General features: G+C 51.6%; 25 protein-coding genes. 18 read left to right on the top strand and 7 right to left on the bottom strand.

From position 1 onward, the window contains the following. The first annotated feature begins 132 nt into the window (after nt 1–132). The 4 genes from ygfB to ubiI are packed head-to-tail and all read left to right on the top strand — an operon-like array spanning nt 133 to nt 4,462. Nucleotides 133–711 carry a UPF0149 family protein YgfB gene (ygfB, locus tag A9587_RS10690; protein ID WP_001517036.1) on the top strand — a complete coding sequence of 193 codons (579 nt, stop codon included), beginning with the start codon at nt 133–135 and terminating at the stop codon, nt 709–711. 25 nt (nt 712–736) lie between these two features. After that, nucleotides 737–2,062 carry a Xaa-Pro aminopeptidase gene (pepP, locus tag A9587_RS10685; protein WP_105263551.1) on the top strand — a complete coding sequence of 442 codons (1,326 nt, stop codon included), beginning with the start codon at nt 737–739 and terminating at the stop codon, nt 2,060–2,062. After that, nucleotides 2,059–3,237 carry a 2-octaprenyl-6-methoxyphenyl hydroxylase gene (ubiH, locus tag A9587_RS10680; protein WP_000111234.1) on the top strand — a complete coding sequence of 393 codons (1,179 nt, stop codon included), beginning with the start codon at nt 2,059–2,061 and terminating at the stop codon, nt 3,235–3,237. The genes pepP and ubiH overlap by 4 nt, the downstream gene beginning before the upstream one ends. A 22-nt stretch (nt 3,238–3,259) precedes the next feature. Continuing rightward, nucleotides 3,260–4,462 (top strand): FAD-dependent 2-octaprenylphenol hydroxylase, encoded by a 1,203-nt coding sequence (gene ubiI, locus A9587_RS10675; RefSeq protein WP_016249166.1) that lies wholly within the window; start codon nt 3,260–3,262, stop codon nt 4,460–4,462. Nucleotides 4,463–4,535: 73 nt separating this feature from the next. Here ubiI and A9587_RS24455 read toward each other — a convergent pair whose 3' ends face one another. Then, nucleotides 4,536–4,619, bottom strand: coding sequence for a hypothetical protein (locus A9587_RS24455; RefSeq protein ID WP_122983120.1), 84 nt, complete (start codon nt 4,617–4,619; stop codon nt 4,536–4,538). Nucleotides 4,620–4,909: 290 nt separating this feature from the next. On the opposite strand from A9587_RS24455, the gene gcvT reads away from it, so the two are divergent. From gcvT to gcvP, 3 genes are all read left to right on the top strand, one after another. Further along, complete coding sequence (gene gcvT / locus A9587_RS10670) at nt 4,910–6,004, top strand: glycine cleavage system aminomethyltransferase GcvT (protein WP_001517033.1); 1,095 nt, start codon at nt 4,910–4,912, stop codon at nt 6,002–6,004. 23 nt (nt 6,005–6,027) lie between these two features. Continuing rightward, nucleotides 6,028–6,417 carry a glycine cleavage system protein GcvH gene (gcvH, locus tag A9587_RS10665; RefSeq protein ID WP_000073211.1) on the top strand — a complete coding sequence of 130 codons (390 nt, stop codon included), beginning with the start codon at nt 6,028–6,030 and terminating at the stop codon, nt 6,415–6,417. A gap of 118 nt (nt 6,418–6,535) precedes the next feature. Further along, the gene (gene gcvP / locus A9587_RS10660; protein WP_085449217.1) at nt 6,536–9,409 is read left to right on the top strand and encodes an aminomethyl-transferring glycine dehydrogenase; all 2,874 of its coding nucleotides are present in this window, start codon (nt 6,536–6,538) and stop codon (nt 9,407–9,409) included. A 163-nt stretch (nt 9,410–9,572) separates the two neighbouring features. Here the strand turns inward: gcvP and bglA are convergent, their stop codons facing one another. Beyond that, nucleotides 9,573–11,006, bottom strand: a complete 1,434-nt coding sequence (gene bglA / locus A9587_RS10655) for a 6-phospho-beta-glucosidase BglA (protein ID WP_001517031.1) — start codon at nt 11,004–11,006, stop codon at nt 9,573–9,575. Nucleotides 11,007–11,050: 44 nt separating this feature from the next. On the opposite strand from bglA, the gene yqfB reads away from it, so the two are divergent. Beyond that, a complete protein-coding gene (gene yqfB / locus A9587_RS10650; RefSeq protein ID WP_001182960.1) occupies nt 11,051–11,362 on the top strand; it encodes a N(4)-acetylcytidine aminohydrolase in 312 nt (103 codons plus the stop codon). Nucleotides 11,363–11,524: 162 nt separating this feature from the next. Beyond that, nucleotides 11,525–12,184: a PAQR family membrane homeostasis protein TrhA gene (trhA, locus tag A9587_RS10645; protein ID WP_105263552.1), complete on the top strand. Its 660-nt coding sequence runs from the start codon at nt 11,525–11,527 to the stop codon at nt 12,182–12,184. Nucleotides 12,185–12,330: 146 nt separating this feature from the next. Here trhA and ygfZ read toward each other — a convergent pair whose 3' ends face one another. After that, on the bottom strand, nt 12,331–13,311 hold the full coding sequence (ygfZ, locus tag A9587_RS10640) for a tRNA-modifying protein YgfZ (protein WP_000886070.1): 981 nt from the start codon (nt 13,309–13,311) through the stop codon (nt 12,331–12,333). A gap of 252 nt (nt 13,312–13,563) precedes the next feature. Between ygfZ and sdhE the strand changes: the two genes are divergently transcribed. Next, the gene (gene sdhE / locus A9587_RS10630) at nt 13,564–13,830 is read left to right on the top strand and encodes an FAD assembly factor SdhE (protein WP_000354045.1); all 267 of its coding nucleotides are present in this window, start codon (nt 13,564–13,566) and stop codon (nt 13,828–13,830) included. Beyond that, nucleotides 13,811–14,215, top strand: coding sequence for a protein YgfX (locus A9587_RS10625; RefSeq protein WP_000244789.1), 405 nt, complete (start codon nt 13,811–13,813; stop codon nt 14,213–14,215). The genes sdhE and A9587_RS10625 overlap by 20 nt, the downstream gene beginning before the upstream one ends. Before the next feature lie 33 nt (nt 14,216–14,248). Here A9587_RS10625 and fldB read toward each other — a convergent pair whose 3' ends face one another. Next, nucleotides 14,249–14,770, bottom strand: a complete 522-nt coding sequence (fldB, locus tag A9587_RS10620; RefSeq protein ID WP_001055874.1) for a flavodoxin FldB — start codon at nt 14,768–14,770, stop codon at nt 14,249–14,251. A gap of 110 nt (nt 14,771–14,880) precedes the next feature. Between fldB and xerD the strand changes: the two genes are divergently transcribed. The 5 genes from xerD (at nt 14,881) to lysS (ending at nt 20,967) form a co-directional block, all read left to right on the top strand. Further along, nucleotides 14,881–15,777: a site-specific tyrosine recombinase XerD gene (gene xerD / locus A9587_RS10615; protein ID WP_000806649.1), complete on the top strand. Its 897-nt coding sequence runs from the start codon at nt 14,881–14,883 to the stop codon at nt 15,775–15,777. 24 nt (nt 15,778–15,801) lie between these two features. Beyond that, nucleotides 15,802–16,512 carry a bifunctional protein-disulfide isomerase/oxidoreductase DsbC gene (dsbC, locus tag A9587_RS10610; RefSeq protein WP_000715232.1) on the top strand — a complete coding sequence of 237 codons (711 nt, stop codon included), beginning with the start codon at nt 15,802–15,804 and terminating at the stop codon, nt 16,510–16,512. Between the two features lie 5 nt (nt 16,513–16,517). Then, the gene (gene recJ, locus A9587_RS10605) at nt 16,518–18,251 is read left to right on the top strand and encodes a single-stranded-DNA-specific exonuclease RecJ (RefSeq protein WP_105263553.1); all 1,734 of its coding nucleotides are present in this window, start codon (nt 16,518–16,520) and stop codon (nt 18,249–18,251) included. Between the two features lie 90 nt (nt 18,252–18,341). Next, nucleotides 18,342–19,440 (top strand): peptide chain release factor 2 gene (gene prfB, locus A9587_RS10600; protein ID WP_098729101.1). Its coding sequence is split into 2 segments (ribosomal slippage): nt 18,342–18,416 and nt 18,418–19,440, totalling 1,098 coding nucleotides; the frame shifts between segments, so codons are not numbered across the junction. 9 nt (nt 19,441–19,449) lie between these two features. Further along, nucleotides 19,450–20,967, top strand: a complete 1,518-nt coding sequence (gene lysS, locus A9587_RS10595; protein ID WP_000003094.1) for a lysine--tRNA ligase — start codon at nt 19,450–19,452, stop codon at nt 20,965–20,967. Between the two features lie 43 nt (nt 20,968–21,010). Here lysS and idi read toward each other — a convergent pair whose 3' ends face one another. The 3 genes from idi to uacT all read right to left on the bottom strand — a co-directional run bounded on the left by idi (nt 21,011) and on the right by uacT (nt 23,256). After that, a complete protein-coding gene (gene idi / locus A9587_RS10590; RefSeq protein WP_105263554.1) occupies nt 21,011–21,559 on the bottom strand; it encodes an isopentenyl-diphosphate Delta-isomerase in 549 nt (182 codons plus the stop codon). 121 nt (nt 21,560–21,680) lie between these two features. Beyond that, on the bottom strand, nt 21,681–21,806 hold the full coding sequence (gene yqfG, locus A9587_RS10585) for a protein YqfG (protein WP_010378596.1): 126 nt from the start codon (nt 21,804–21,806) through the stop codon (nt 21,681–21,683). 1 nt (nt 21,807) lies between these two features. Further along, nucleotides 21,808–23,256: a urate/proton symporter UacT gene (uacT, locus tag A9587_RS10580; RefSeq protein ID WP_001517024.1), complete on the bottom strand. Its 1,449-nt coding sequence runs from the start codon at nt 23,254–23,256 to the stop codon at nt 21,808–21,810. Between the two features lie 435 nt (nt 23,257–23,691). Between uacT and ygfT the strand changes: the two genes are divergently transcribed. Both ygfT and A9587_RS10565 read left to right on the top strand, forming a co-directional pair. Next, nucleotides 23,692–25,611 (top strand): formate-dependent uric acid utilization protein YgfT, encoded by a 1,920-nt coding sequence (gene ygfT / locus A9587_RS10570; protein ID WP_105263555.1) that lies wholly within the window; start codon nt 23,692–23,694, stop codon nt 25,609–25,611. Next, nucleotides 25,611–26,099: a 4Fe-4S dicluster domain-containing protein gene (locus A9587_RS10565; protein WP_001517022.1), complete on the top strand. Its 489-nt coding sequence runs from the start codon at nt 25,611–25,613 to the stop codon at nt 26,097–26,099. Before ygfT ends, A9587_RS10565 begins: the two co-directional genes overlap by 1 nt. The last annotated feature ends 28 nt before the right edge of the window (nt 26,100–26,127 follow it).

The raw sequence follows: 26,127 nt of genomic DNA, 5'->3' as shown, positions 1-26,127 counted from the left end.
CTTCAGACCTTTGGTCTGCGAAGGGGCGAAACTATAGCTACCCTGGTGCAATGAGACAAGCCCTTTTCTGGTTCACCAGGGTCCAAAGTGATAGCATATCATGAATCTTCCTCCCTTTGATGTCGAATGCTTATGTCTATACAGAACGAAATGCCTGGTTACAACGAGATGAACCAGTATCTGAACCAACAAGGGACAGGTCTGACCCCTGCTGAAATGCATGGTTTAATCAGCGGGATGCTTTGCGGTGGCAATGATGACAGCTCATGGCTACCGCTGCTTCATGACCTGACGAACGAAGGCATGGCTTTCGGTCATGAGCTGGCACAGGCATTGCGTAAAATGCACTCTGCTACCAGCGATGCCCTGCAAGATGACGGCTTCCTTTTTCAGCTTTATCTGCCTGATGGCGATGATGTCAGCGTTTTCGATCGCGCTGATGCACTGGCAGGCTGGGTAAATCACTTCCTGCTTGGTCTTGGCGTCACACAACCGAAGCTCGACAAAGTGACCGGTGAAACCGGTGAAGCTATTGACGATTTGCGTAACATTGCACAACTGGGCTACGACGAAGACGAAGATCAGGAAGAGCTGGAAATGTCCCTCGAAGAGATCATTGAATACGTTCGTGTTGCTGCGCTGTTATGTCACGACACCTTTACCCATCCGCAACCGACCGCGCCAGAAGTACAAAAGCCGACTCTACACTAAAAACAAAAAACGTAAGGAGAGTGTTATGAGTGAGATATCTCAGCAAGAATTTCAGCGCCGCCGCCAGGCTTTACTGGCGCAAATGCAACCTGCCAGCGCCGCGCTGATTTTCGCAGCGCCAGAAGTGACCCGTAGCGCCGACAGCGAATATCCCTATCGTCAAAACAGCGACTTCTGGTACTTCACTGGCTTTAATGAGCCAGAAGCAGTGCTGGTGCTGATTAAAAGCGATGACACTCATAACCACAGCGTTCTGTTTAACCGCGTTCGCGACCTGACGGCAGAGATCTGGTTTGGCCGTCGCCTGGGGCAAGATGCCGCACCGGAAAAACTAGGCGTTGACCGCGCACTGGCGTTCAGCGAAATCAATCAGCAACTTTATCAACTACTTAACGGTCTGGATGTGGTTTACCATGCCCAGGGCGAATATGCGTATGCTGATGAAATAGTGAACAGTGCACTGGAAAAACTGCGTAAAGGCTCGCGGCAAAATCTCACCGCTCCGGCAACGATGATCGACTGGCGCCCTGTTGTTCATGAAATGCGCCTGTTCAAATCGCCAGAAGAGATTGCCGTACTTCGCCGCGCTGGTGAAATCACCGCACTGGCGCACACTCGGGCGATGGAAAAATGCCGTCCAGGAATGTTTGAGTACCATCTGGAAGGCGAAATTCACCACGAATTTAACCGCCACGGCGCACGTTATCCTTCCTACAACACCATTGTCGGCAGCGGTGAAAATGGCTGCATTTTGCATTACACCGAAAACGAGTGTGAACTGCGCGACGGCGACCTGGTGTTGATTGACGCGGGGTGTGAATATAAAGGTTACGCTGGCGATATTACCCGCACCTTCCCGGTCAATGGCAAATTCACTCAGGCACAGCGTGAAATCTACGACATTGTGCTGGAGTCTCTTGAAACCAGTTTGCGCCTGTATCGTCCGGGAACCTCCATTCAGGAAGTCACGGGTGAAGTGGTGCGTATCATGATTAGCGGCCTGGTAAAACTGGGGATCCTGAAAGGTGACGTCGATGAACTGAACGCCCAAAATGCCCATCGTCCTTTCTTTATGCATGGCCTTAGCCACTGGTTAGGTCTGGATGTTCATGATGTGGGTGTTTATGGTCAGGATCGCTCGCGCATTCTTGAACCGGGTATGGCTTTGACCGTAGAGCCGGGGCTGTATATCGCGCCGGATGCAGATGTACCGGAACAATATCGCGGTATCGGCATTCGTATTGAAGACGATATTGTGATTACTGAAACCGGTAACGAAAACCTCACCGCCAGCGTGGTGAAAAAGCCGGAAGAAATCGAAGCATTGATGGCGGCCGCGAGAAAGCAATGAGCGTAATCATCGTCGGTGGCGGCATGGCTGGCGCGACGCTGGCGCTGGCTATTTCCCGGTTAAGTCACGGGGCGCTGCCGGTACATCTGATTGAAGCGACTGCACCGGAATCACATGTTCATCCTGGCTTTGATGGCCGAGCTATTGCGCTGGCGGCGGGCACCTGCCAGCAACTGGCGCGCATCGGCGTCTGGCAATCTCTGGCTGATTGCGCAACTGCCATCACCACTGTTCATGTCAGCGATTGCGGTCATGCTGGATTCGTCACCTTCGCCGCAGAAGATTATCAACTGGCGGCACTGGGGCAGGTTGTTGAGTTGCACAATGTCGGGCAACGGCTGTTTACATTGTTGCGCAAAGCGCCTGGCGTGACGCTGCACTGTCCGGATCGCGTTGCTAACGTTTCTCGTACTCAGGATAACGTTGCCGTAACGCTGGAGAGTGGCGAGACGCTGACGGGGCGTGTGCTGGTTGCGGCTGATGGTACGCATTCAGCATTAGCGACCACCTGCGGCGTTGACTGGCAGCAAGAGCCTTACGAACAACTGGCTGTGATTGCTAATGTTGCTACCTCTGTTGCGCATGAAGGCCGTGCTTTTGAGCGCTTTACGCAATATGGCCCGCTGGCGATGTTGCCGATGTCTGGCGGACGTTGTTCGCTGGTCTGGTGTCACCCGCTGGAACGGGGCGATGAGGTCATGGCGTGGAGCGACGAGACGTTTTGCCGTGAACTCCAGTCCGCTTTTGGCTGGCGTCTGGGGCAAATTACCCACGCCGGTAAACGCAGTGCTTATCCGCTGGCGTTAACCCGCGCCGCTAAACCCATTACCCATCGCACCGTGCTGGTGGGTAATGCAGCGCAAACCCTGCATCCGATTGCCGGACAAGGATTTAACCTCGGTATGCGTGATGTTATGAGCCTTGCAGAAACCCTGACTCAGGCGCAAGAACGTGGTGAAGACATTGGTGATTACGGCGTATTGTGCCGCTACCAGCAGCGTCGGCAGAGCGATCGCGAAGCGACTATCGGCGTTACGGACAGTCTGGTGCATCTTTTTGCCAACCGTTGGGTGCCGCTGGTTGTCGGGCGCAACCTCGGGCTGATGGCGATGGAATTATTCACTCCGGCACGCGATGTGCTGACGCAGCGCACCCTCGGTTGGGTGGCGCGTTGAAGGCGGTTTTAAGGAATAAACAATGCAAAGTGTTGATGTAGCCATTGTTGGCGGCGGCATGGTGGGGCTGGCGGTTGCCTGCGGCTTACAGGGGAGCGGCTTACGCGTCGCCGTACTGGAACAGCGTGTACCGGAACCTCTGGCGGCGGATGCACCACCACAACTGCGCGTTTCGGCTATCAATGCCGCCAGCGAAAAATTACTTACCCGTCTTGGCATCTGGCAGGACATTCTCTCCCGTAGAGCCAGTTGCTATCACGGTATGGAAGTGTGGGATAAAGACAGTTTTGGTCACATCTCTTTTGACGATCAAAGCATGGGCTATAGCCATCTTGGGCATATTGTTGAAAACGCAGTGATTCACTACGCGCTGTGGAACAAAGCGCAACAGTCGTCAGATATCACCCTGTTTGCCCCTGCAGAATTACAGCAGGTCGCCTGGGGGGAAAACGAAACCTTCCTGACGCTGAAAGACGGCAGCATGTTAACGGCGCGTCTGGTGATTGGCGCGGACGGGGCAAATTCCTGGTTGCGCAACAAAGCCGATATCCCGCTGACTTTCTGGGATTATCAGCATCACGCGCTGGTAGCGACCATTCGTACTGAAGAACCACATGAAGCGGTGGCGCGCCAGGTTTTCCACGGTGAAGGCATTCTGGCTTTTTTGCCGCTGAGCGATCCGCATCTTTGCTCGATTGTCTGGTCATTACCTCCTCAGGAGGCGCAGCGGATGCAGCAGGCGAGCGAAGATGAATTTAATCGCGCATTAAATATCGCTTTTGATAATCGCCTGGGCTTATGCAAGGTTGAGAGCGAGCGTCAGGTGTTCCCGTTGACGGGGCGTTATGCCCGCCAGTTTGCCGCTCACCGCCTGGCGTTGGTGGGCGACGCCGCGCATACCATTCACCCGCTGGCGGGGCAGGGGGTGAATCTCGGCTTTATGGATGCCGCAGAGCTGATTGCCGAACTGAAACGTCTGCACCGTCAGGGCAAAGACATCGGGCAGTACATTTACTTGCGTCGCTATGAACGCAGCCGCAAGCACAGTGCGGCGCTGATGCTGGCAAGTATGCAAGGATTCCGCGATCTCTTTTCCGGAGCTAATCCGGCGAAAAAACTGCTGCGCGATATTGGTTTGAAACTGGCCGACACGCTGCCTGGCGTTAAGCCGCAGCTTATTCGTCAGGCAATGGGGTTAAATGATTTGCCTGAATGGTTGCGTTAAAAATTTCTCCTCTGTTGTTTATTTGATACCCATCACACTTTAATCTCCCGGTTTTTCTGTCGGGAGATTTTCCTCATTTGAAATAAACTAATTTCACCTTCAATTTCGCATTATATTTTCTAATGTTACGATTTTTTGATTTAGTGATTTTTGACATATTTTCAGTTCTTAATATTGCTTTGCCCAAATTCAATTTCTTAATGCATTGTGTTTATATAAAAATAAAATCAACTTTTGGTTTTTTATTCTGTTGAGATTTTTGCGTTTTTTAACCATAAGCTAATGTGATGATCAATTTTACCTTATGGTTAACCGTCTATTTCGGTGGTAAGTTCAGAGAAAAGAGAACGATTGCGTTGGGGACCGGGAGTGGCTCCGATGCTGGGTTTCGTGGTGATAATTTCACTGTGAAAAAGTTGTCAGCCCCGCTTATTCAATGAGGACAAGATGGCACAACAGACTCCTTTGTACGAACAACACACGCTTTGCGGCGCACGCATGGTGGATTTCCATGGCTGGATGATGCCGCTGCATTACGGTTCGCAAATCGACGAACATCATGCGGTACGAACCGATGCCGGAATGTTTGATGTGTCGCATATGACCATCGTCGATCTCCGCGGCAGCCGCACCCGGGAGTTTCTGCGTTATCTGCTGGCGAACGATGTGGCGAAGCTCACCAAAAGTGGCAAAGCGCTCTACTCCGGGATGTTGAATGCCTCTGGCGGAGTGATAGATGACCTGATCGTTTACTACTTCACTGAAGATTTCTTCCGCCTCGTTGTTAACTCCGCCACCCGCGAAAAAGACCTCTCCTGGATAACCCAACACGCTGAACCCTTCGGCATTGAAATTACCGTTCGTGATGACCTTTCCATGATTGCCGTACAAGGGCCGAATGCTCAGGTAAAAGCTGCCACACTGTTTAATGACGCCCAGCGTCAGGCGGTGGAAGGCATGAAGCCGTTCTTTGGCGTGCAGGCGGGCGATCTGTTTATTGCCACCACCGGTTATACCGGCGAAGCGGGCTATGAAATTGCGCTGCCAAATGAAAAAGCAGCAGATTTCTGGCGTGCGCTGGTGGAAGCGGGCGTTAAGCCATGCGGTCTGGGTGCGCGTGATACGCTGCGTCTGGAAGCGGGCATGAATCTTTATGGTCAGGAGATGGACGAAACCATCTCACCGCTGGCAGCCAACATGGGCTGGACCATCGCCTGGGAACCGACTGACCGTGACTTCATCGGTCGTGAAGCCCTGGAAGTGCAGCGTGAACATGGCACAGAGAAACTGGTTGGTCTGGTGATGACCGAAAAAGGTGTGCTGCGTAATGAACTGCCGGTGCGTTTTACCGACGCGCAGGGTAATCAGCATGAAGGCATTATTACCAGCGGGACTTTCTCCCCAACGCTGGGTTACAGCATTGCGCTGGCGCGTGTGCCGGAAGGCATTGGCGAAACGGCGATTGTGCAAATTCGCAACCGTGAAATGCCGGTAAAAGTGACTAAACCTGTTTTTGTGCGTAACGGCAAAGCCGTCGCGTGATTTACTTTTTTGGAGATTGATTGATGAGCAACGTACCAGCAGAACTGAAATACAGCAAAGAACACGAATGGCTGCGTAAAGAAGCTGACGGCACTTACACCGTTGGCATCACCGAGCATGCTCAGGAACTGTTAGGCGATATGGTGTTTGTTGACCTGCCGGAAGTGGGCGCAACGGTAAGCGCGGGCGATGACTGCGCGGTTGCCGAATCAGTAAAAGCGGCGTCAGACATTTATGCGCCAGTAAGTGGTGAAATCGTAGCGGTGAACGACGCACTGAGCGACTCCCCGGAGCTGGTAAACAGCGAGCCATACACTGGCGGCTGGATCTTTAAAATCAAAGCCAGCGATGAAAGCGAACTGGAATCACTGCTGGACGCCACCGCATACGAAGCATTGTTAGAAGACGAGTAACAGCTTTATCCCTCTTCTTTGGGAGAGGGGCAGGGTGAGGAAAATTTACGCCTCACCCTTACTCTCTTCGCAAGAAGGGAGGTTCACAATTCACTGCACGTTTCAGGAACCATCGCTCATGACACAGACGTTAAGCCAGCTTGAAAACAGCGGCGCTTTTATTGAACGCCATATCGGACCGGACGCCGCGCAACAGCAAGAAATGCTGAATGCCGTTGGCGCACAATCGTTAAACGCGCTGATCGGCCAGATTGTGCCGAAAGATATTCAGCTTGCGACCCCGCCGCAGGTTGGCGCACCGGCGACCGAATACGCCGCGCTGGCGGAACTCAAGGCTATTGCCAGTCGCAATAAACGCTTCACGTCTTACATCGGCATGGGTTACACCGCCGTGCAGTTGCCGCCGGTTATTCTGCGCAACATGCTGGAAAATCCGGGCTGGTATACCGCGTATACCCCGTATCAGCCTGAAGTCTCCCAGGGCCGCCTCGAAGCCCTGCTCAACTTCCAGCAGGTAACGTTGGATCTGACCGGGCTGGATATGGCTTCGGCGTCTCTGCTGGACGAAGCTACTGCTGCCGCTGAAGCAATGGCGATGGCTAAACGCGTCAGCAAACTGAAAAATGCCAATCGCTTCTTCGTTGCTTCTGACGTTCATCCGCAAACGCTGGATGTGGTTCGCACCCGTGCAGAAACCTTTGGTTTTGAAGTGATTGTCGATGACGCGCAAAAAGTGCTCGATCATCAGGAAGTGTTCGGCGTGCTGTTACAGCAGGTTGGCACTACCGGTGAAATCCACGATTACACAACGCTTATCAGCGAACTGAAATCACGCAAAATTGTGGTCAGTGTTGCCGCTGACATTATGGCACTGGTGCTGCTTACTGCACCGGGCAAACAGGGCGCGGATATTGTCTTTGGTTCGGCGCAACGCTTCGGTGTGCCGATGGGCTACGGTGGCCCGCACGCGGCCTTCTTTGCGGCGAAAGATGAATATAAACGTTCTATGCCGGGCCGTATTATTGGTGTATCGAAAGATGCCGCGGGCAATACCGCGCTGCGCATGGCGATGCAGACTCGCGAACAACATATTCGCCGCGAGAAAGCGAACTCCAACATTTGTACTTCCCAGGTACTGCTGGCAAACATTGCCAGCCTGTATGCCGTTTATCACGGTCCGGTTGGCCTGAAACGCATCGCTAACCGCATTCATCGTCTGACCGATATTCTGGCTGCTGGCCTGCAACAAAAAGGTCTGAAGCTGCGCCATGCGTACTATTTCGACACGTTGTGTGTAGACGTAGCCGACAAAGCAGGCGTGCTGGCGCGTGCCGAAGCGGCTGAAATCAACCTGCGTAGCGACATTCTGAACGCCGTGGGGATCACCCTTGATGAAACCACGACGCGCGAAAACGTGATGCAGCTTTTCAGCGTGCTGCTGGGCGATAATCACGGGCTGGATATCGACACGCTGGACAAAGACGTGGCTCACGACAGCCGCTCTATCCAGCCTGTAATGTTGCGCGACGATGAAATCCTGACGCACCCGGTATTTAATCGCTACCACAGCGAAACCGAAATGATGCGCTATATGCATTCGCTGGAGCGTAAAGATCTGGCGCTGAATCAGGCGATGATCCCGCTGGGTTCCTGCACCATGAAACTGAACGCCGCCGCCGAGATGATCCCGATCACCTGGCCGGAGTTTGCTGAACTGCACCCGTTCTGCCCACCGGAGCAGGCCGAAGGTTATCAGCAGATGATTGCGCAACTGGCTGACTGGCTGGTCAAACTGACTGGTTATGACACCGTCTGTATGCAGCCGAACTCCGGTGCTCAGGGCGAATACGCGGGCCTGCTGGCGATTCGTCATTACCATGAAAGCCGCAACGAAGGGCATCGTGATATCTGCCTGATCCCGGCATCTGCCCACGGGACTAACCCAGCTTCTGCGCATATGGCGGGAATGCAGGTGGTGGTCGTGGCATGTGATAAAAACGGCAATATCGATTTGACTGACCTGCGCGCGAAAGCGGAACAGGCTGGCGATAATCTCTCCTGCATCATGGTGACTTATCCATCCACCCACGGTGTGTACGAAGAAACAATCCGTGAAGTGTGTGAAATCGTGCATCAGTTTGGCGGTCAGGTTTACCTTGATGGCGCAAACATGAACGCCCAGGTCGGCATCACTTCACCGGGCTTTATTGGTGCGGACGTTTCGCACCTCAACCTGCATAAAACTTTCTGTATTCCGCACGGCGGTGGCGGCCCGGGTATGGGGCCGATCGGCGTGAAATCACATCTGGCACCGTTTGTGCCGGGTCATAGCGTGGTACAAATCGAAGGCATGTTAACCCGTCAGGGCGCGGTTTCTGCGGCACCGTTCGGTAGTGCATCCATTCTGCCAATCAGTTGGATGTACATTCGCATGATGGGCGCAGAAGGGCTTAAAAAAGCAAGCCAGGTAGCAATTCTTAACGCCAACTATATTGCCAGCCGCCTGCAGGATGCCTTCCCGGTGCTGTATACCGGTCGCGATGGTCGCGTGGCGCACGAATGTATTCTCGATATTCGTCCGCTGAAAGAAGAAACCGGCATCAGCGAGCTGGATATAGCCAAACGTCTGATCGACTACGGTTTCCACGCGCCGACAATGTCATTCCCGGTTGCGGGGACGCTGATGGTGGAACCGACTGAATCCGAAAGCAAAGTGGAACTGGATCGCTTTATTGACGCGATGCTGGCTATCCGTGCGGAAATTGACCAGGTGAAAGCCGGAGTCTGGCCGCTGGAAGATAACCCGTTGGTAAACGCGCCGCACATTCAGAACGAACTGGTTGCTGAGTGGGGGCATCCGTACAGCCGTGAAATTGCGGTGTTCCCGGCAGGCGTGGCAGACAAATACTGGCCGACGGTGAAACGTCTGGACGATGTTTACGGTGACCGTAACCTGTTCTGTTCCTGCGTACCGATTAGCGAATACCAGTAATTAACTGATTTGACTATCTTCTAAAGGCGCTTCGGCGCCTTTTTAGTTTGTTAATAAGGTGCGCTTTGTGTGTCGGATGAAGCGTAAATACAAAATCTTGGAGTTCAATATATGACAGGAGCTCCAGGCCTGATGAGCGGGGCGCATCAGGCACATCGGCTAATTAAAGTTTCTCGCCGTTGCTGGCGATCACCTCTTTGTACCAGTTAAAGCTCTTCTTACGTGAACGCGACATATCACCAGTACCGTCGTCATGCTTATTCACATAGATAAAACCGTAGCGTTTGCTGTACTGCCCGGTGGTGAATGATACGCAGTCGATGCAGCCCCACGGCGTGTAGCCCATCAGATCGACGCCATCGTAAGTCACCGCTTTTTTCATCTCTTCAATGTGGGCGCGCAGGTAATCAATGCGGTAGTCATCGTTGATGCTGCCGTCCTCTTCTACTTTATCGTAAGCGCCAAAACCGTTTTCGACGATAAATAGAGGCTTCTGATAACGCTCATACAGTTCGCAGAGCGCGTAACGCAGACCCACCGGATCAATCTGCCAGCCCCAGTCAGAGGCTTTCACATATGGGTTCGGCACGCTGCCTTCGAAACCAGAAATCGCATCACCGGTGCCGCCTTCGGCTTTTACCGCGTTGGTCATGTAATAGCTGAAGCCGAGATAATCGCAGGTGCCTTCGCGCAGTACATTCAGATCGCCATCTTCCATTTTGATGTTAAATCCGCGACGCTCCCACTCGTTCAACACATAGGACGGGTAATAGCCGCGCAGTTGCACATCGGTAAAGACATAACGTTCGCGCATCGATTCCTGGGCGAACATCACATCGTCCGGGTTACAGGAGTAAGGATAAAGTGGCACCATTGCCAGCATACAACCGACTTTCATCTCCGGGTTGATGCGACGTGCCGCTTTCACCGCCAGGGCGCTGGCAACAAACTGATGATGCAGCACCTGGTACATCGTCTCTTCTGGATTTTCATGTTCGGTATAAACCACGCCAGAGCAGCAATAGCCAAACAGCGGTGCGCGCCAGTTACGCTGGTTGTTAATCTCGTTGAAGGTCATCCAGTATTTGACTTTGTGCTTATAGCGTTCAAACACCACTTCAGCAAAACGTACAAAGAAATCAACCACCTTACGGTTGGTCCAACTGCCGTATTGCTGCACCAGATGTAGCGGCATTTCAAAGTGAGAAAGGGTGATCACCGGTTCAATGTTGTATTTCAGCAGTTCATCGAACAGGGCGTCGTAAAACTTCAGCCCTTCTTCATTAGGCTGGGCTTCATCGCCTTTCGGGAAAATGCGCGTCCAGGCGATGGAAGTACGAAAACATTTGAAGCCCATTTCGGCAAACAGCTTGATGTCTTCCTTATAGTGACCATAAAAATCTACCGCTTCATGGTTCGGATAGTATTTGCCTGGCAAGACTTCTTTGGTGATTTCGCGCGGTACGCCGTGTGCGCCGCCGGTCAGAACGTCACAAATGCTTGGCCCTTTGCCGCCTTTGTTCCAGCCGCCTTCGACCTGATGGGCGGCAACTGCGCCGCCCCATAAGAAATCTTTCGGTAAGGTGAGTTTTTTCACTATCATAGGCTCCAAATGAGTCAATTCTTACAGGAAATATTACCATGCAGCCAAACGACATCACTTTTTTTCAACGTTTCCAGGATGACATTCTGGCTGGGCGTAAAACCATCACCATCCGTGACGAATCTGAATCGCACTTTAAAACGGGCGATGTACTTCGCGTCGGGCGCTTTGAAGATGATGGCTATTTTTGCACTATTGAAGTCACCGCAACTTCAACAGTGACGCTGGATACTCTCACAGAAAAACATGCGCAACAGGAAAATATGACTCTGGCTGAACTGAAAAAGGTCATTGCTGACATCTATCCCGGTCAGACGCAGTTTTATGTAATTGAATTTAAATGCCTTTAAGTTGAACTAACGCCTGTTAGCTGAAACTTTATATTTAATTTCATGATTTTTCGGAGATTACTCTCAAATCAGAATTTATTTTAGCTAACAGGTGTTCACTGGAACTATTCTCAGTTACGCTGGAGTTGCAATCACGCGCGTGGACGTTCTCCGGAGTAAGTTATGGTTCAGAAGCCCCTCTCTAAACAGGAATATTCGCTGACAGAGGAAATTGCCAATAGTGTCAGTCATGGTATCGGACTGGTGTTTGGCATTGTCGGGCTGGTGTTACTACTGGTTCAGGCTGTTGATCTCAACGCCAGCGCCACGGCGATAACCAGTTATAGCCTCTATGGCGGTAGTATGATCCTGCTGTTTCTGGCCTCGACGCTGTATCACGCTATTCCCCATCAACGGGCAAAAATGTGGCTGAAGAAATTTGACCACTGCGCCATTTATCTGTTGATTGCCGGAACTTACACACCTTTTTTGCTGGTGGGGCTGGATTCACCGCTGGCGCGCGGGCTGATGATTGTTATCTGGAGCATGGCGCTGCTGGGGATTCTGTTCAAGCTGACCATCGCGCACCGATTTAAAATATTATCGCTGGTGACCTATCTGGCTATGGGCTGGTTGTCGCTGGTGGTTATTTATGAAATGGCAGTGAAGCTCGCGGCGGGCAGCGTTACCTTACTGGCGGTAGGCGGCGTGGTTTACTCGCTTGGCGTAATTTTCTACGTCTGCAAACGCATCCCATACAACCATGCCATCTGGCACGGATTTGTGCTCGGCGGCAGCGTGTGCCATTTCCTGGCGATCTATTTGTATATTGGGCAGGCGTAATTGGCGCACAACCGCCGGATACAGCGAAAACGCCTTATCCGGCTTACGGGTAGCGTGCCCATTGTGAAAACAGATACCCACTCCCATGCCTGATAAGACGTGTCAGCGCCGCATCAGGCAATAGATGCCAGGAGCGATACAGAGATTTACTCTTCCAGCGAATAAGGTAGCGGCTCGATATGCAGCGTATTCGCATCGTCACGAACGCGGAAGATGCTGTCCGGCTCCATATCGTTATTCATGACTACCTGAACCACGACATGACCATCGTCCAGTTTTACCGCCGCCAGTACGGTTCCGGTACGACGCCAGTTCTCGCCCATTTTCAGTTCTAAGTCTTCACCCACTTCCGGCACACGACTGGCACTACCCGCCAGCAACCAGAGTGCACGTTTGTTGGCACCGCGGAATTTAGCTCGTGCCACCATCTCTTGTCCGGTGTAGCAACCCTTCTTAAAGCTGATCCCACCCAGCGCCTGAATATTCGTCGCTTGTGGGATAAACTGCCCACTGTTGGCCGCGTCAATCACCGGGAAACCCGCTTCAATATTCAACGCCAGCCACTGTTGGCTATTGTTCAACTCCGCTTCACCGCGAAGTTTATCGGTCAGCATATTGGCGGTGGCTTCATCGGTGACGATCAGAAAACGCTCTGCCGGATGTTCAAACCAAAGTAGGGTTGTCGCGCCTTCTCTGACTACCTGTTTTTCCTGAGTCGGCAGCTCACTGAAAAGATTCGCTAACGCGGCGCGCGCCTGGAACCCGGCAACACCGAGCAGTACACGTTCATCGTCCGGGACGATAGTCACTTTAGAGAAGACCGCATATTTTTTCAGTTCGGTAAGCTGGTTGTCGCGCACGCTGCGACGTTCAATCCAGGCAAAACCGTCGCCGTCGCGGAACAGACGTAAATTGCTCCACATCTTACCTTTGGCATCGCAGTGCGCGGCAAGCAGATGCTGGTCTTCGGTCATCTGGCTGACATCTGCCGTTACCTGGCCCTGCATATATTTTTCGCTATCTGCGCCGGTAATGGTGGCAAGCGCCCAATCATCAAGCGTCATCAACGTCAGCGGTAAACGGGCAGAAGCCGTGGGCTGACGGGGAGGAAAAGGTGTAAAAGCCATAATGGAGTCCTGTTTTACAAACGGCGTAATTAATGACTAATGGTAAAAGAGCTATGGGGCATTGCAAGTGCTTTCACTACGCGATCCGTGCCTTCTGATTCGCTTTGCGAGATGACTTCCAAAAAAATGAAGCCATTGAATTGTTGTGGATTAATTTCGCGATCGCGATTGTGTTTACCGATATTCCCGCAAAAGAAGTCGAAAAACACGTTACAATATCCTGGTACTGGATTTTCGTGAGACAGGAAGAAAATGGATATTAACAACAAAGCCCGCATTCATTGGGCATGCCGCCGCGGTATGCGTGAACTCGATATTTCAATCATGCCGTTTTTCGAACATGAGTACGACAGCTTAAGCGATGACGAAAAACGCATCTTTATTCGTCTGCTGGAATGCGACGATCCGGACCTGTTCAACTGGCTGATGAATCATGGTAAACCTGCCGATGCAGAACTGGAAATGATGGTCAGACTCATTCAGACACGGAACCGGGATCGTGGTCCTGTGGCAATCTGAATTACGCGTCTCCTGGCGCGCGCAGTGGCTTTCCCTGCTGATTCATGGGCTGGTTGCCGCAGTTATTTTACTCATGCCATGGCCACTTAGTTACACCCCGCTATGGCTGGTGTTGCTTTCGCTGGTGGTGTTTGATTGCGTTCGCAGCCAGCGACGCATTAATTCCCGTCAGGGAGAGATTCGCCTGCTGATGGATGGGCGTTTACGTTGGCAAGGACAGGAATGGAGCATCGTCAAAACGCCGTGGATGATTAAAAGCGGCATGATGTTACGTTTACGTTCTGATAGCGGCAAACGTCAGCATTTGTGGCTGGCAGCAGACAGCATGGACGAAGCCGAATGGCGTGATTTACGGCGAATTTTGTTACAGCAAGAGATACGATGACGGCGAAGCAAATACGCTAAGCCGTCAGGGAAATCAGGCGTAGTGTTCCGCCATTTCATTAAGAATTTGCTCGCACCAGCTCTGAATACGCTCATCGCTGAGGTCATACTGGTTGGTTTCATCCAGCGCCAGGCCGACAAACAGTTGTCCGTCAGCAATAACGGGTTTCGGGCTGGTGAATTCATATCCTTCCGTTGGCCAGTAACCGACGAACTTCACGCCTTTGGTTGAGAGTTTGTCATGCAGCATTCCGAGCGCATCGAGGAACCACTCGCCATACCCGAGTTGATCGCCCAGCCCATACAGCGCAACAATTTTACCTTCGAGGTTCAGGTCGTCGAGCTGATCCCAGACGGCCTCCCAATCCTCCTGGATTTCACCAAAATCCCAGGTCGGAATTCCCAGAATGAGCACATCGTATTGCTCCATTAATTTAGGGGAGTCGTCCTTGAGGTTATGTAAGGTCACCAGTTCTGGACCGATAATATCGCGGATTTTTTCCGCCGCCATTTCGGTGTAACAGGTGCTGGAACCGTAAAAAAGACCCATATTCATAACGTAAGCTTCTCGATTCTGCTGTGGCTTTTGCGGCTAGTGTATCAGAATCGTTTTAGTCACGGCACAATAAGGCATAATGCATCAAACGAGAAATGTAAGGGGCGCAAGTGAAACAAGATTTGGCACGCATCGAGCAATTTCTTGATGCCCTGTGGCTGGAAAAAAATCTGGCAGAAAATACGTTGAACGCATATCGCCGCGATCTGTCAATGATGGTGGAGTGGTTGCATCATCGTGGGCTAACGCTGGCAACGGCGCAAAGCGGTGACTTACAGGCATTATTGGCAGAACGGCTGGAGGGGGGGTATAAAGCCACCAGTTCAGCCCGTTTATTGAGTGCGGTGCGCCGATTGTTCCAGTATCTTTACCGCGAAAAGTTTCGTGAAGACGATCCCAGTGCGCATCTTGCTTCACCGAAATTACCCCAGCGCTTACCGAAAGATTTAAGTGAAGCGCAGGTCGAAAGGTTATTGCAGGCACCGCTGGTGGATCAGCCACTGGAACTGCGTGACAAAGCGATGCTCGAAGTGTTGTATGCTACCGGGTTGCGCGTTTCTGAACTTGTCGGTCTGACGATGAGTGATATCAGCTTGCGTCAGGGGGTGGTGCGGGTAATAGGTAAAGGCAACAAAGAGCGACTGGTGCCGTTAGGTGAAGAGGCGGTCTACTGGCTGGAAACCTATCTGGAACATGGGCGACCGTGGTTGTTAAACGGTGTGTCGATTGACGTACTGTTTCCCAGCCAGCGCGCGCAGCAAATGACGCGGCAGACTTTCTGGCATCGCATTAAACACTATGCTGTGCTGGCGGGGATCGACAGCGAAAAGTTATCGCCGCACGTGCTGCGTCACGCCTTTGCCACCCATTTGTTAAATCATGGTGCGGATTTACGTGTGGTGCAGATGTTGCTGGGTCACAGTGATCTCTCCACGACTCAAATTTATACGCATGTCGCCACTGAGCGTCTGCGGCAACTTCATCAACAGCATCACCCGCGGGCGTGATAGCTGAAAAGAACAGGATGATTTATGAAGAAAGGTTTTATGTTGTTTACTTTGTTGGCGACGTTTTCTGGCTTTGTTCAGGCGGATGACGCGGCAATACAACAAACGTTAGCTAAAATGGGCATCAAAAGCAGCGATATTCAGCCCGCGCCCGTTGCTGGTATGAAAACAGTGCTAACTAACAGCGGCGTGCTGTATATCACCGATGACGGTAAACACATCATTCAGGGGCCAATGTATGATGTTAGCGGCGTGGCACCGGTCAACGTCACCAACCAGATGCTGTTAAAGCAACTGAATGCGCTGGAAAAAGAAATGATTATCTACAAAGCGCCGCAAGAAAAGCACGTCATCACCGTGTTTACCGACATTACCTGCGGTTACTGCCACAAACTGCATGAGCAGATGGCTGACTACAACGCGCTGGGGATCACCGTGCGTTATCTCGCGTTCCCGCGTCAGGGGCTGGAAAGCCAGGCGGAGCAACAAATGAAAGCCATTTGGTGTGCAAAAGATAAAAACAAAGCCTTTGATGACGTAATGGCAGGCAAAGCCGTTACTCCGGCAAGTTGCGATATCGATATTGCCGACCATTACGCACTTGGCGTACAGCTTGGTGTTAGTGGTACTCCGGCGGTTGTGCTGAATAACGGTACTCTGGTGCCGGGCTACCAGCCGCCGAAAGAGATGAAAGCATTCCTCGACGAACATCAAAAAATGACCAGCGGTAAATAATTCGCGTGAAACAACAGATACAACTTCGTCGTCGTGAAGTCGACGAAACGGCAGACTTGCCCGCTGACCTGCCCCCCTTGCTGCGCCGTTTATACGCCAGTCGGGGCGTGCGCAGCGCGCAGGAACTGGAGCGCAGTGTTAAAGGTATGTTGCCCTGGCAGCAACTGAGCGGTGTCGAAAAGGCTGTTGAGATCCTTTACAACGCTTTTCGTGAAGGAACGCGGATTATTGTGGTCGGGGATTTCGACGCCGACGGAGCCACCAGCACAGCCCTTAGCGTGCTGGCGATGCGTTCTCTCGGCTGTGACAACATCGACTATCTGGTGCCAAACCGTTTTGAAGACGGTTATGGTTTAAGTCCGGAAGTGGTCGATCAAGCTTATGCGCGTGGTGCGCAGTTGATTGTAACGGTTGATAACGGTATTTCTTCCCACGCAGGTGTTGAACACGCTCGCTCGCTGGGCATTCCGGTTATTGTTACCGATCACCATTTACCCGGCGAAACGTTACCCGCGGCGGAAGCCATTATTAATCCCAATTTGCGTGACTGCGAGTTCCCGTCAAAATCACTGGCAGGCGTTGGTGTGGCCTTTTATCTGATGCTGGCGTTACGCACCTTTTTGCGTGATCAGGGATGGTTTGATGAGCGTGGCATCGCAATCCCCAATTTGGCGGAATTGCTGGATCTGGTCGCTCTGGGGACTGTGGCGGATGTTGTGCCACTGGACGCCAATAACCGCATCCTGACCTGGCAAGGGATGAGCCGTATTCGTGCCGGGAAGTGCCGACCGGGGATTAAAGCTCTGCTGGAAGTGGCAAATCGCGATCCGCAAAAACTCGCTGCCAGCGATTTAGGTTTTGCGCTGGGGCCGCGTCTCAATGCTGCCGGGCGACTGGATGATATGTCCGTTGGCGTGGCGTTGCTGCTTTGCGACAACATCGGTGAAGCGCGCGTTCTGGCCAATGAGCTTGATGCGTTAAACCAGACACGTAAAGAGATCGAACAGGGAATGCAGGTCGAAGCATTGGCCCTGTGTGAGCAACTGGAGCGTAGCCGCGATACACTGCCCGGCGGGCTGGCAATGTATCACCCTGAATGGCATCAGGGCGTCGTTGGTATTCTGGCTTCGCGCATCAAAGAGCGTTTTCATCGTCCGGTTATCGCCTTTGCGCCTGCAGGTGATGGTACGCTGAAAGGTTCCGGTCGCTCCATTCAGGGACTGCATATGCGCGATGCGCTGGAGCGGTTAGACACGCTCTACCCTGGCATGATGCTCAAGTTTGGCGGTCATGCGATGGCGGCAGGATTGTCGCTGGAAGAGGATAAATTTGAACTCTTTCAGCAACGCTTTGGCGAGCTGGTTACCGAGTGGCTTGATCCTTCTTTATTGCAAGGCGAAGTTGTGTCAGACGGCCCGTTAAGTGCAGCGGAGATGACAATGGAAGTCGCGCAACTGCTGCGTGATGCCGGTCCGTGGGGGCAGATGTTCCCGGAACCGCTGTTTGACGGCCATTTCCGCCTGCTGCAACAGCGCCTGGTGGGGGAGCGCCATCTGAAGGTTATGGTTGAACCGGTCGGCGGCGGCCCGCTACTGGATGGTATTGCGTTTAACGTTGATACGGCTCTTTGGCCAGATAACGGCGTGCGCGAAGTGCAACTGGCTTACAAACTGGATATCAACGAGTTTCGCGGCAACCGCAATCTACAGATTATCATCGACAATATCTGGCCAATTTAGCGTCATCTTCTCTATAAAAAAGAGTGTGGATTGGGTACAATCCCGCTCTTATCACCGCATTTTGACTAGCTCAATAAAAGAAATCAGACCATGTTTGAAATTAATCCGGTAAAGAATCGCATTCAGGACCTCACGGAACGCTCCGACGTTCTTAGGGGGTATCTTTGACTACGACGCCAAGAAAGAGCGTCTGGAAGAAGTAAACGCCGAGCTGGAACAGCCGGATGTCTGGAACGAGCCTGAGCGTGCGCAGGCGCTGGGTAAAGAGCGTTCCTCCCTCGAGGCTGTTGTCGATACTCTCGACCAAATGAAACAAGGGCTGGAAGATGTTTCCGGTCTGCTGGAACTGGCAGTAGAAGCCGACGACGAAGAAACCTTTAACGAAGCCGTTGCTGAACTCGACGCCCTGGAAGAAAAACTGGCGCAGCTTGAGTTCCGCCGCATGTTCTCCGGCGAATATGACAGCGCCGATTGCTACCTCGATATCCAGGCGGGCTCCGGCGGCACAGAAGCGCAGGATTGGGCGAGCATGCTTGAGCGTATGTATCTGCGCTGGGCAGAATCACGTGGTTTTAAAACTGAAATTATCGAAGAGTCGGAAGGTGAAGTGGCGGGTATTAAATCCGTGACTATCAAGATCTCCGGTGATTACGCTTACGGTTGGCTGCGCACAGAAACCGGCGTTCACCGTCTGGTGCGTAAGAGCCCGTTTGACTCCGGTGGCCGTCGCCACACGTCCTTTAGTTCCGCATTTGTTTATCCAGAAGTAGATGACGATATTGATATCGAAATCAACCCAGCGGATCTGCGCATTGATGTTTATCGCGCATCCGGTGCGGGCGGTCAGCACGTTAACCGTACCGAATCTGCGGTGCGTATTACCCACATCCCGACAGGGATTGTGACTCAGTGCCAGAACGACCGTTCCCAGCACAAGAACAAAGACCAGGCCATGAAGCAGATGAAAGCGAAGCTTTATGAGCTGGAGATGCAGAAGAAGAACGCTGAGAAACAGGCGATGGAAGACAATAAATCTGACATCGGCTGGGGCAGCCAGATTCGTTCTTATGTCCTTGATGACTCCCGCATTAAAGATCTGCGCACCGGGGTGGAAACCCGCAATACGCAGGCAGTGCTGGATGGCAGCCTGGATCAATTTATCGAAGCAAGTTTGAAAGCTGGGTTATAAGGAACCAACATGTCTGAACAACACGTACAAGGCACTGACGCGGTAACCGATCTTAACAATGAACTGAAAACCCGTCGCGAAAAGCTGGCGAACCTGCGTGAGCAGGGGGTTGCTTTTCCGAACGATTTTCGTCGCGACCATACTTCTGACCAACTGCATACAGACTTTGACGGCAAAGAGAACGAAGAGCTGGAGGAGTTGAACATCGAAGTGGCTGTTGCTGGTCGCATGATGACTCGTCGAATCATGGGTAAAGCCTCCTTCGTTACCCTGCAGGACGTCGGTGGCCGCATTCAGTTATATGTCGCTCGTGATGATCTGCCGGAAGGCGTTTATAACGATCAATTTAAGAAATGGGATCTTGGCGATATTATCGGCGCAAAAGGTAAGCTGTTTAAAACCAAGACCGGCGAACTGTCGATCCACTGCACCGAGCTGCGTCTGCTGACCAAAGCACTGCGTCCACTGCCGGACAAATTCCACGGTTTGCAGGATCAGGAAGCGCGTTATCGTCAGCGTTATCTGGACCTCATCTCTAACGATGAATCCCGCAACACCTTTAAAGTTCGCTCGCAGATCCTCGCTGGCATCCGTCAGTTCATGGTGAACCGCGGCTTTATGGAAGTTGAAACCCCGATGATGCAGGTGATCCCTGGCGGTGCGGCAGCGCGTCCGTTTATTACCCATCACAATGCGTTGGATCTCGACATGTACCTGCGTATTGCGCCGGAACTGTACCTCAAGCGTCTGGTGGTTGGTGGCTTTGAACGTGTGTTCGAAATCAACCGTAACTTCCGTAACGAAGGTATTTCCGTGCGTCATAACCCAGAGTTCACCATGATGGAACTCTATATGGCTTACGCGGATTACAAAGATCTGATTGAACTGACCGAATCGCTGTTCCGCACTCTGGCGCAGGATATTCTCGGTAAGACTGAAGTGACTTACGGTGATGTGAAGCTGGACTTCGGTAAGCCGTTCGAAAAACTGACCATGCGTGAAGCGATTAAGAAATATCGTCCGGAAACTGATATGGCGGATCTGGATAACTTCGACTCTGCGAAGGCGATTGCTGAATCTCTCGGCATTCACGTGGAGAAGAGCTGGGGTCTGGGTCGTATCGTCACTGAGATCTTCGACGAAGTGGCAGAAGCGAATCTGATTCAACCGACCTTCATTACTGAATATCCGGCAGAAGTTTCTCCGTTGGCGCGCCGTAACGACGTCAACCCGGAAATCACCGATCGCTTTGAGTTCTTCATTGGTGGTCGTGAAATCGGTAACGGCTTTAGCGAACTGAATGATGCTGAAGATCAGGCACAGCGTTTCCTCGATCAGGTTGCAGCAAAAGATGCAGGCGACGATGAAGCAATGTTCTACGATGAAGATTACGTTACTGCACTGGAACATGGTCTGCCGCCGACAGCAGGTCTGGGAATTGGTATCGACCGTATGGTTATGCTGTTCACCAACAGCCACACTATCCGTGACGTGATTCTGTTCCCGGCGATGCGTCCGGTAAAATAAGCCTTACGCGTAAGCACACAGCCCCGGCATTTGTCGGGGTTTTTTATTTTTGTTGCGCGAAGGCTGACAACATTTTTCTGGCTTCGCTGTTTGTCGCCTGCATGACCATCCACGGACTGAACGCCCACGGTGTGGCATCAATACTGCGTAATACTTCCGCTAAATCACACCATTGATAATCGATCACTTCATCATCGTTGAGCTGTAACGTACTGGTAGTTCGTGCGGCAAATACCGGACATACTTCATTTTCGACAATGCCATTCGGGTCAGTGGCGCGATAGTGGAAGTCTGGATAAACCGGTTCGGGTGGTGTTATTTCTACGCCCAGTTCATAGCGGCAACGGCGGATCACCGCCTCTTCATTGCTTTCACCCAGTTGCGGATGACCGCATACCGAGTTGGTCCACACACCTGGCCACGCTTTTTTGTTTAGTGCACGGCGAGTAACCAGCAATTGTCCTTTGGCGTTAAATAGCCAACAGGAGAACGCGAGATGTAAGGGGGTATCAGCCGTGTGTGCAGCATATTTTTCCAGTGTTCCCGAAGGGACTCCCTGTGTATTCAGTAAAATGACGTGTTCCGTTGGCATAATTTCTCACATGTAATTCTAATCATTCGTCATTATAGATAACTAAAATGTTAAATGATTAACCAAGTGAGTGTTATCGGCAACCGCCCGTTTTGAGCGGATGCCGACAGAGGAATGTCAGCTAAAAAAGCAGCATCATATATTTGAAGCGACTTTCAATAGCCATTGCAACACAGTCAGAAATGACAGGAATGGAGATCATAAAGAGCAATAACAGGCTGAATATAGCGCGCATTACAAGATTCATATTATTCACCATGCTCATTTTTCTTCAGCTTGCGCATCAGAAGCCACATACGTACTGTCCTGACTTTTAAATCTTTATCAGAGACAGATTCTTTCACCAAATCGGCATGATGCTGATAGCCATTAAAGAAAACGTTCAGCACAACAGCGCTAAGGGTTGCCAACATAATGCCGCTATGCAGCAATGGTTGTAGTACGGCTGGTAACTTAGAAAAGAAATCGTGAGAAAGCGTTGGGGTCATGCCCACGCCAAGGCTGATTGCCACAATATAGAGGTTGTAACGGTTGGTGGTGTAGTTACAACGCGACAGAATACGGATCCCTGTCGCCAGCACCATGCCGAACATGACAAGCCCTGCACCACCAAGTACAAATTGCGGAATGGAAGCTACCAATACTGCCATTTTGGGCACCATACCGAACAGAATAAGAATGATCCCGGAAGAGATACACACCCAGCGACTGTGAACGCGTGTTACGCTGACCAGACCGACGTTCTGCGAAAATGAGGTATGCGGGAAGCTGTTAAATGTACCGCCAATCATTGTTCCGACACCATCTACGCGCAGCCCGCGAATAATGTCTTGTGAAGAAAGTTTTCGACCAACAATTTCCCCTAAAGCCAGGAACATCCCCATCGACTCAATAAACACGATGATTAACACGGCGGTCATGGTCAGAATGGAAACAGGATCGAAAACTGGCATACCAAACGACATTGGCGTGACAATGGCAAACCACGATGCATCATATAATCCGGACAGATTTACTTCGTTCATCATCCATGAAAGGAAGAAGCCAAATACAATCCCCAGTAATACGGCGACGTTGGACATAAATCCTTTCGCATAGCGAGTAATGAGCAAGATAAAAATTAAGACTGCGAAAGAGATGCCTAAATAAACGGGATTGCCATATTGCGGATTGCCCTTACCACCAGCAGCCCAGTCAATACCAACCTGAATAATACTCAGCCCGATAGAGGTAATAACTACACCGGTAACCAGCGGTGGGAACAAAGGCATTAAGCGACCAATAAGTGGTGCTAATAATGTTGTGATAAACCCTGCTGCGATAGTCGCGCCAAAAATCCCCAGCAGGCCGATATCGGGGTTCATCCCAATGGCAATCATTGGCGTTACAGCCGCAAAGGTCACCGACATAATCACCGGCAGGCGGATCCCCATAAAGCGGCCGACACCGATACATTGCAATAACGTGACGATCCCGCAGCAAAAGAGATCCGAGCTAATAAGCATTGCTATTGCTTCTTTGGAGAGGCCGAGTCTGTCACCAATCATCAGTGGTACAGCGACCGCGCCTGCGTACATAACAAGGACGTGTTGCAGACCGAGTATGATCAACTTTCCTGGTGATAATATACGGTCAACCTCATCAGTGGGGCAGTCTTGCCCTGAAGATGAGGGTAATTGGGAATCTATGGCGCTCATCAGTCATTCTCCTTTCGCTCGCCAGAGTAAAAAGCAACCGTTTACGTTAATAAAACTGTCTAATGACATGCTCGTGGGATGCCAGTTTTAGCGATGAGAGGGAGTTATAGAATGGAAATGCGGAGGCAATCACATAATCGCGGTTAAACCGAAAAAGTGAGAAAATAAATGGGCAGTGAAATTATCTCTAATTTTCTCATATTGATATTTCTTTAATCATTCTGGCATGTCGGACTCTCGCATTTAATGTTTTTGAGTCGGATACTTCTGTTTTTTGTAATGATGTTTAATGAATGAAAGCAGCATATATTGGGGGGCAATAATTTGATCTCAGTAGCAAAATGATTATTAAATCGGGCATGTTCTATAATATATGCCCGTTTATTGCATCGCGACATTTGAGAAGACATAACTCATCAAATGAAAGGGATGCAAATGAATAAGTTTATCGCTGCTGATGCTGCGGAATGTATAGGCTGCCATGCCTGTGAAATTGCCTGTGCGGTGGCACACAATCAAGAACTCTGGCCACTGAGTCATCGTGACTTTCGACCCCGTATCCACGTTGTTGGGAAAGGGCTGGCGGCTAATCCGGTGGCCTGCCATCATTGCAACAATGCTCCCTGCGTTACGGCTTGTCCGGTAAACGCTCTGACTTTTCAGCCCGATAGCGTACAACTGGACGAACAAAAATGTATTGGTTGTAAAAGATGCGCAATCGCTTGCCCCTTTGGGGTCATTGAGATGGCCGATACTATTGCGCAGAAATGTGACCTTTGTAACCAGCGCAGTTCCGGCACGCAAGCTTGTATTGAGAGTTGCCCAACACAGGCGTTACGGCTGATGGATGATAAAGGGTTACAGCAGATAAAAATGACCCGCCAGCGCAAAACGGCACAAGGAAAAGCGTCAGAGGGAACTCCTCCATCCCGCCACGCGGCGTTGCTTCCTGTTAACCCACGCAAAGGCGCAGATAAAATTCCAGCGAATGAGCGGAAAAAACATTTTGGCGAAATTTATTGCGGGCTGGATCATCAACAAGCGGCTTATGAAAGCGAGCGATGTGTTTATTGTGCCGGGAAAGCCAACTGTAACTGGTTTTGCCCACTGCATAATGCGATTCCCGACTATGTTCATCTGGTACAGGAAGGGAAGATTATTGAAGCGGCAGAACTCTGTCACCAGACCAGCTCCTTACCAGAAATTTGCGGCAGGGTATGTCCACAGGACAGGCTTTGTGAAGGCGCATGTACGTTAAAAGATCACTCTGGCGCTGTATCGATCGGGAATCTGGAACGCTACATCACCGATACCGCGCTGGCGATGGGCTGGCGTCCCGATGTCAGCCTGGTTGCTCCCCGCGTGGAAAAAGTGGCGGTGATTGGCGCAGGGCCAGCGGGGCTGGGGTGTGCTGATATTCTGGCACGCGCGGGCGTTCACGTTGATGTCTTTGATCGTCATCCAGAAATTGGCGGTATGCTAACGTTTGGCATTCCTCCGTTCAAGCTCGATAAAAGGGTATTAAGCCAGCGGCGTGAGATATTCACCGCAATGGGAATCGACTTTCATCTCAACTGTGAAATTGGCCGCGATATCTCTTTCAACGAGTTAACGGTGGATTATGACGCAGTTTTCCTCGGTGTGGGGACTTACGGGATGATGCGTGCAGATCTGCCGCATGAAGACGCTCCCGGTGTCATTCAGGCGCTACCGTTCCTGACCGCCCATACCCGCCAGCTTATGGGATTGCCGGAGTCTGGAGAGTATCCGCTGACGGAAGTTGAAGGTAAGCGAGTCGTGGTATTGGGCGGGGGCGATACGACTATGGATTGTTTGCGTACTTCCATCCGTCTGAATGCCGCCAGTGTGACCTGTGCTTATCGTCGTGATGAAGTCAGTATGCCAGGTTCTCGCAAAGAGGTGGTCAATGCGCGCGAGGAAGGCGTTGAGTTTCAGTTCAATGTTCAGCCGCAATATATCGCCTGTGATGACGATGGGCGTTTAACTGCGGTGGGTCTGATTCGTACTGCAATGGGGGAGCCTGGGCCAGATGGTCGCCGTCGTCCACGTCCGGTGGCGGGGTCGGAGTTTGAGCTGCCCGCCGATGTTCTGATTATGGCCTTTGGTTTCCAGGCACATGCGATGCCGTGGTTGCAGGGCAGCGGAATTAAACTTGATAAATGGGGCCTGATTAAAACCGGCGACGCGGGATACTTATCTACTCAGACGCATCTGAAAAAAGTCTTTGCGGGTGGTGATGCCGTTCACGGCGCGGATCTGGTTGTTACCGCAATGGCCGCAGGAAGGCAGGCGGCGCGCGATATGTTAACTCTGTTTGATACAAAGGTATCGTGATGAAATCGTTAATTATCGTTAATCCGGCTGACTGTATTGGCTGCCGTACCTGTGAAGTTGCCTGTGTAGTCGCTCATCCGTCTGAACAGGAGTTGAATGCCGATGTCTTTTTACCCCGGCTAAAGGTACAGCGGCTGGACAGCATTAGTACGCCAGTGATGTGCCACCAGTGCGAAAACGCTCCTTGTGTTGGCGCTTGTCCCGTGCAGGCGTTGAGCATAGGGGAGCTGATGGTGCAGGCAAACTCTGCCCGCTGCATTGGTTGTCAGAGTTGTGTTAGTGCATGCCCATTTGGGATGATCACTATTCAGTCGTTGTCCGGTCATACCCGGCAACAAATCGTGAAATGTGATCTCTGTGAACAGCGGGAAGAGGGGCCAGCCTGCGTTGAATCTTGCCCGACGCAGGCTTTGCAGTTGCTGACCGAGAGAGAGCTCAAGCGAGTTCGCCAGCAGCGTATTGCAGCCAGCGGTGCGAATCCTCTTTGATAAAAACCTCCGCGCTGAAAGGCGCGGA

The organism is Escherichia sp. MOD1-EC6162, assembly GCF_002965125.1.
Taxonomy (GTDB): Bacteria; Pseudomonadota; Gammaproteobacteria; order Enterobacterales; family Enterobacteriaceae; genus Escherichia; species Escherichia marmotae.
The sequence above is the reverse complement of the archived record's forward strand: the minus strand, read 5'-3'. Positions and strand labels throughout refer to the sequence as shown.

Bases quoted from the DNA above. Each gene is read 5' to 3' on its own strand.
- ygfB (WP_001517036.1), top strand. From the start codon at position 133: ATGTCTATACAGAACGAAATGCCTGGTTACAACGAGATGAACCAGTAT.
- pepP (WP_105263551.1), top strand. From the start codon at position 737: ATGAGTGAGATATCTCAGCAAGAATTTCAGCGCCGCCGCCAGGCTTTA.
- ubiH (WP_000111234.1), top strand. From the start codon at position 2,059: ATGAGCGTAATCATCGTCGGTGGCGGCATGGCTGGCGCGACGCTGGCG.
- ubiI (WP_016249166.1), top strand. From the start codon at position 3,260: ATGCAAAGTGTTGATGTAGCCATTGTTGGCGGCGGCATGGTGGGGCTG.
- A9587_RS24455 (WP_122983120.1), bottom strand. From the start codon at position 4,619: ATGTCAAAAATCACTAAATCAAAAAATCGTAACATTAGAAAATATAAT.
- gcvT (WP_001517033.1), top strand. From the start codon at position 4,910: ATGGCACAACAGACTCCTTTGTACGAACAACACACGCTTTGCGGCGCA.
- gcvH (WP_000073211.1), top strand. From the start codon at position 6,028: ATGAGCAACGTACCAGCAGAACTGAAATACAGCAAAGAACACGAATGG.
- gcvP (WP_085449217.1), top strand. From the start codon at position 6,536: ATGACACAGACGTTAAGCCAGCTTGAAAACAGCGGCGCTTTTATTGAA.
- yqfB (WP_001182960.1), top strand. From the start codon at position 11,051: ATGCAGCCAAACGACATCACTTTTTTTCAACGTTTCCAGGATGACATT.
- trhA (WP_105263552.1), top strand. From the start codon at position 11,525: ATGGTTCAGAAGCCCCTCTCTAAACAGGAATATTCGCTGACAGAGGAA.
- ygfZ (WP_000886070.1), bottom strand. From the start codon at position 13,311: ATGGCTTTTACACCTTTTCCTCCCCGTCAGCCCACGGCTTCTGCCCGT.
- sdhE (WP_000354045.1), top strand. From the start codon at position 13,564: ATGGATATTAACAACAAAGCCCGCATTCATTGGGCATGCCGCCGCGGT.
- fldB (WP_001055874.1), bottom strand. From the start codon at position 14,770: ATGAATATGGGTCTTTTTTACGGTTCCAGCACCTGTTACACCGAAATG.
- dsbC (WP_000715232.1), top strand. From the start codon at position 15,802: ATGAAGAAAGGTTTTATGTTGTTTACTTTGTTGGCGACGTTTTCTGGC.
- lysS (WP_000003094.1), top strand. From the start codon at position 19,450: ATGTCTGAACAACACGTACAAGGCACTGACGCGGTAACCGATCTTAAC.
- idi (WP_105263554.1), bottom strand. From the start codon at position 21,559: ATGCCAACGGAACACGTCATTTTACTGAATACACAGGGAGTCCCTTCG.
- yqfG (WP_010378596.1), bottom strand. From the start codon at position 21,806: ATGAATCTTGTAATGCGCGCTATATTCAGCCTGTTATTGCTCTTTATG.
- uacT (WP_001517024.1), bottom strand. From the start codon at position 23,256: ATGAGCGCCATAGATTCCCAATTACCCTCATCTTCAGGGCAAGACTGC.
- ygfT (WP_105263555.1), top strand. From the start codon at position 23,692: ATGAATAAGTTTATCGCTGCTGATGCTGCGGAATGTATAGGCTGCCAT.
- A9587_RS10565 (WP_001517022.1), top strand. From the start codon at position 25,611: ATGAAATCGTTAATTATCGTTAATCCGGCTGACTGTATTGGCTGCCGT.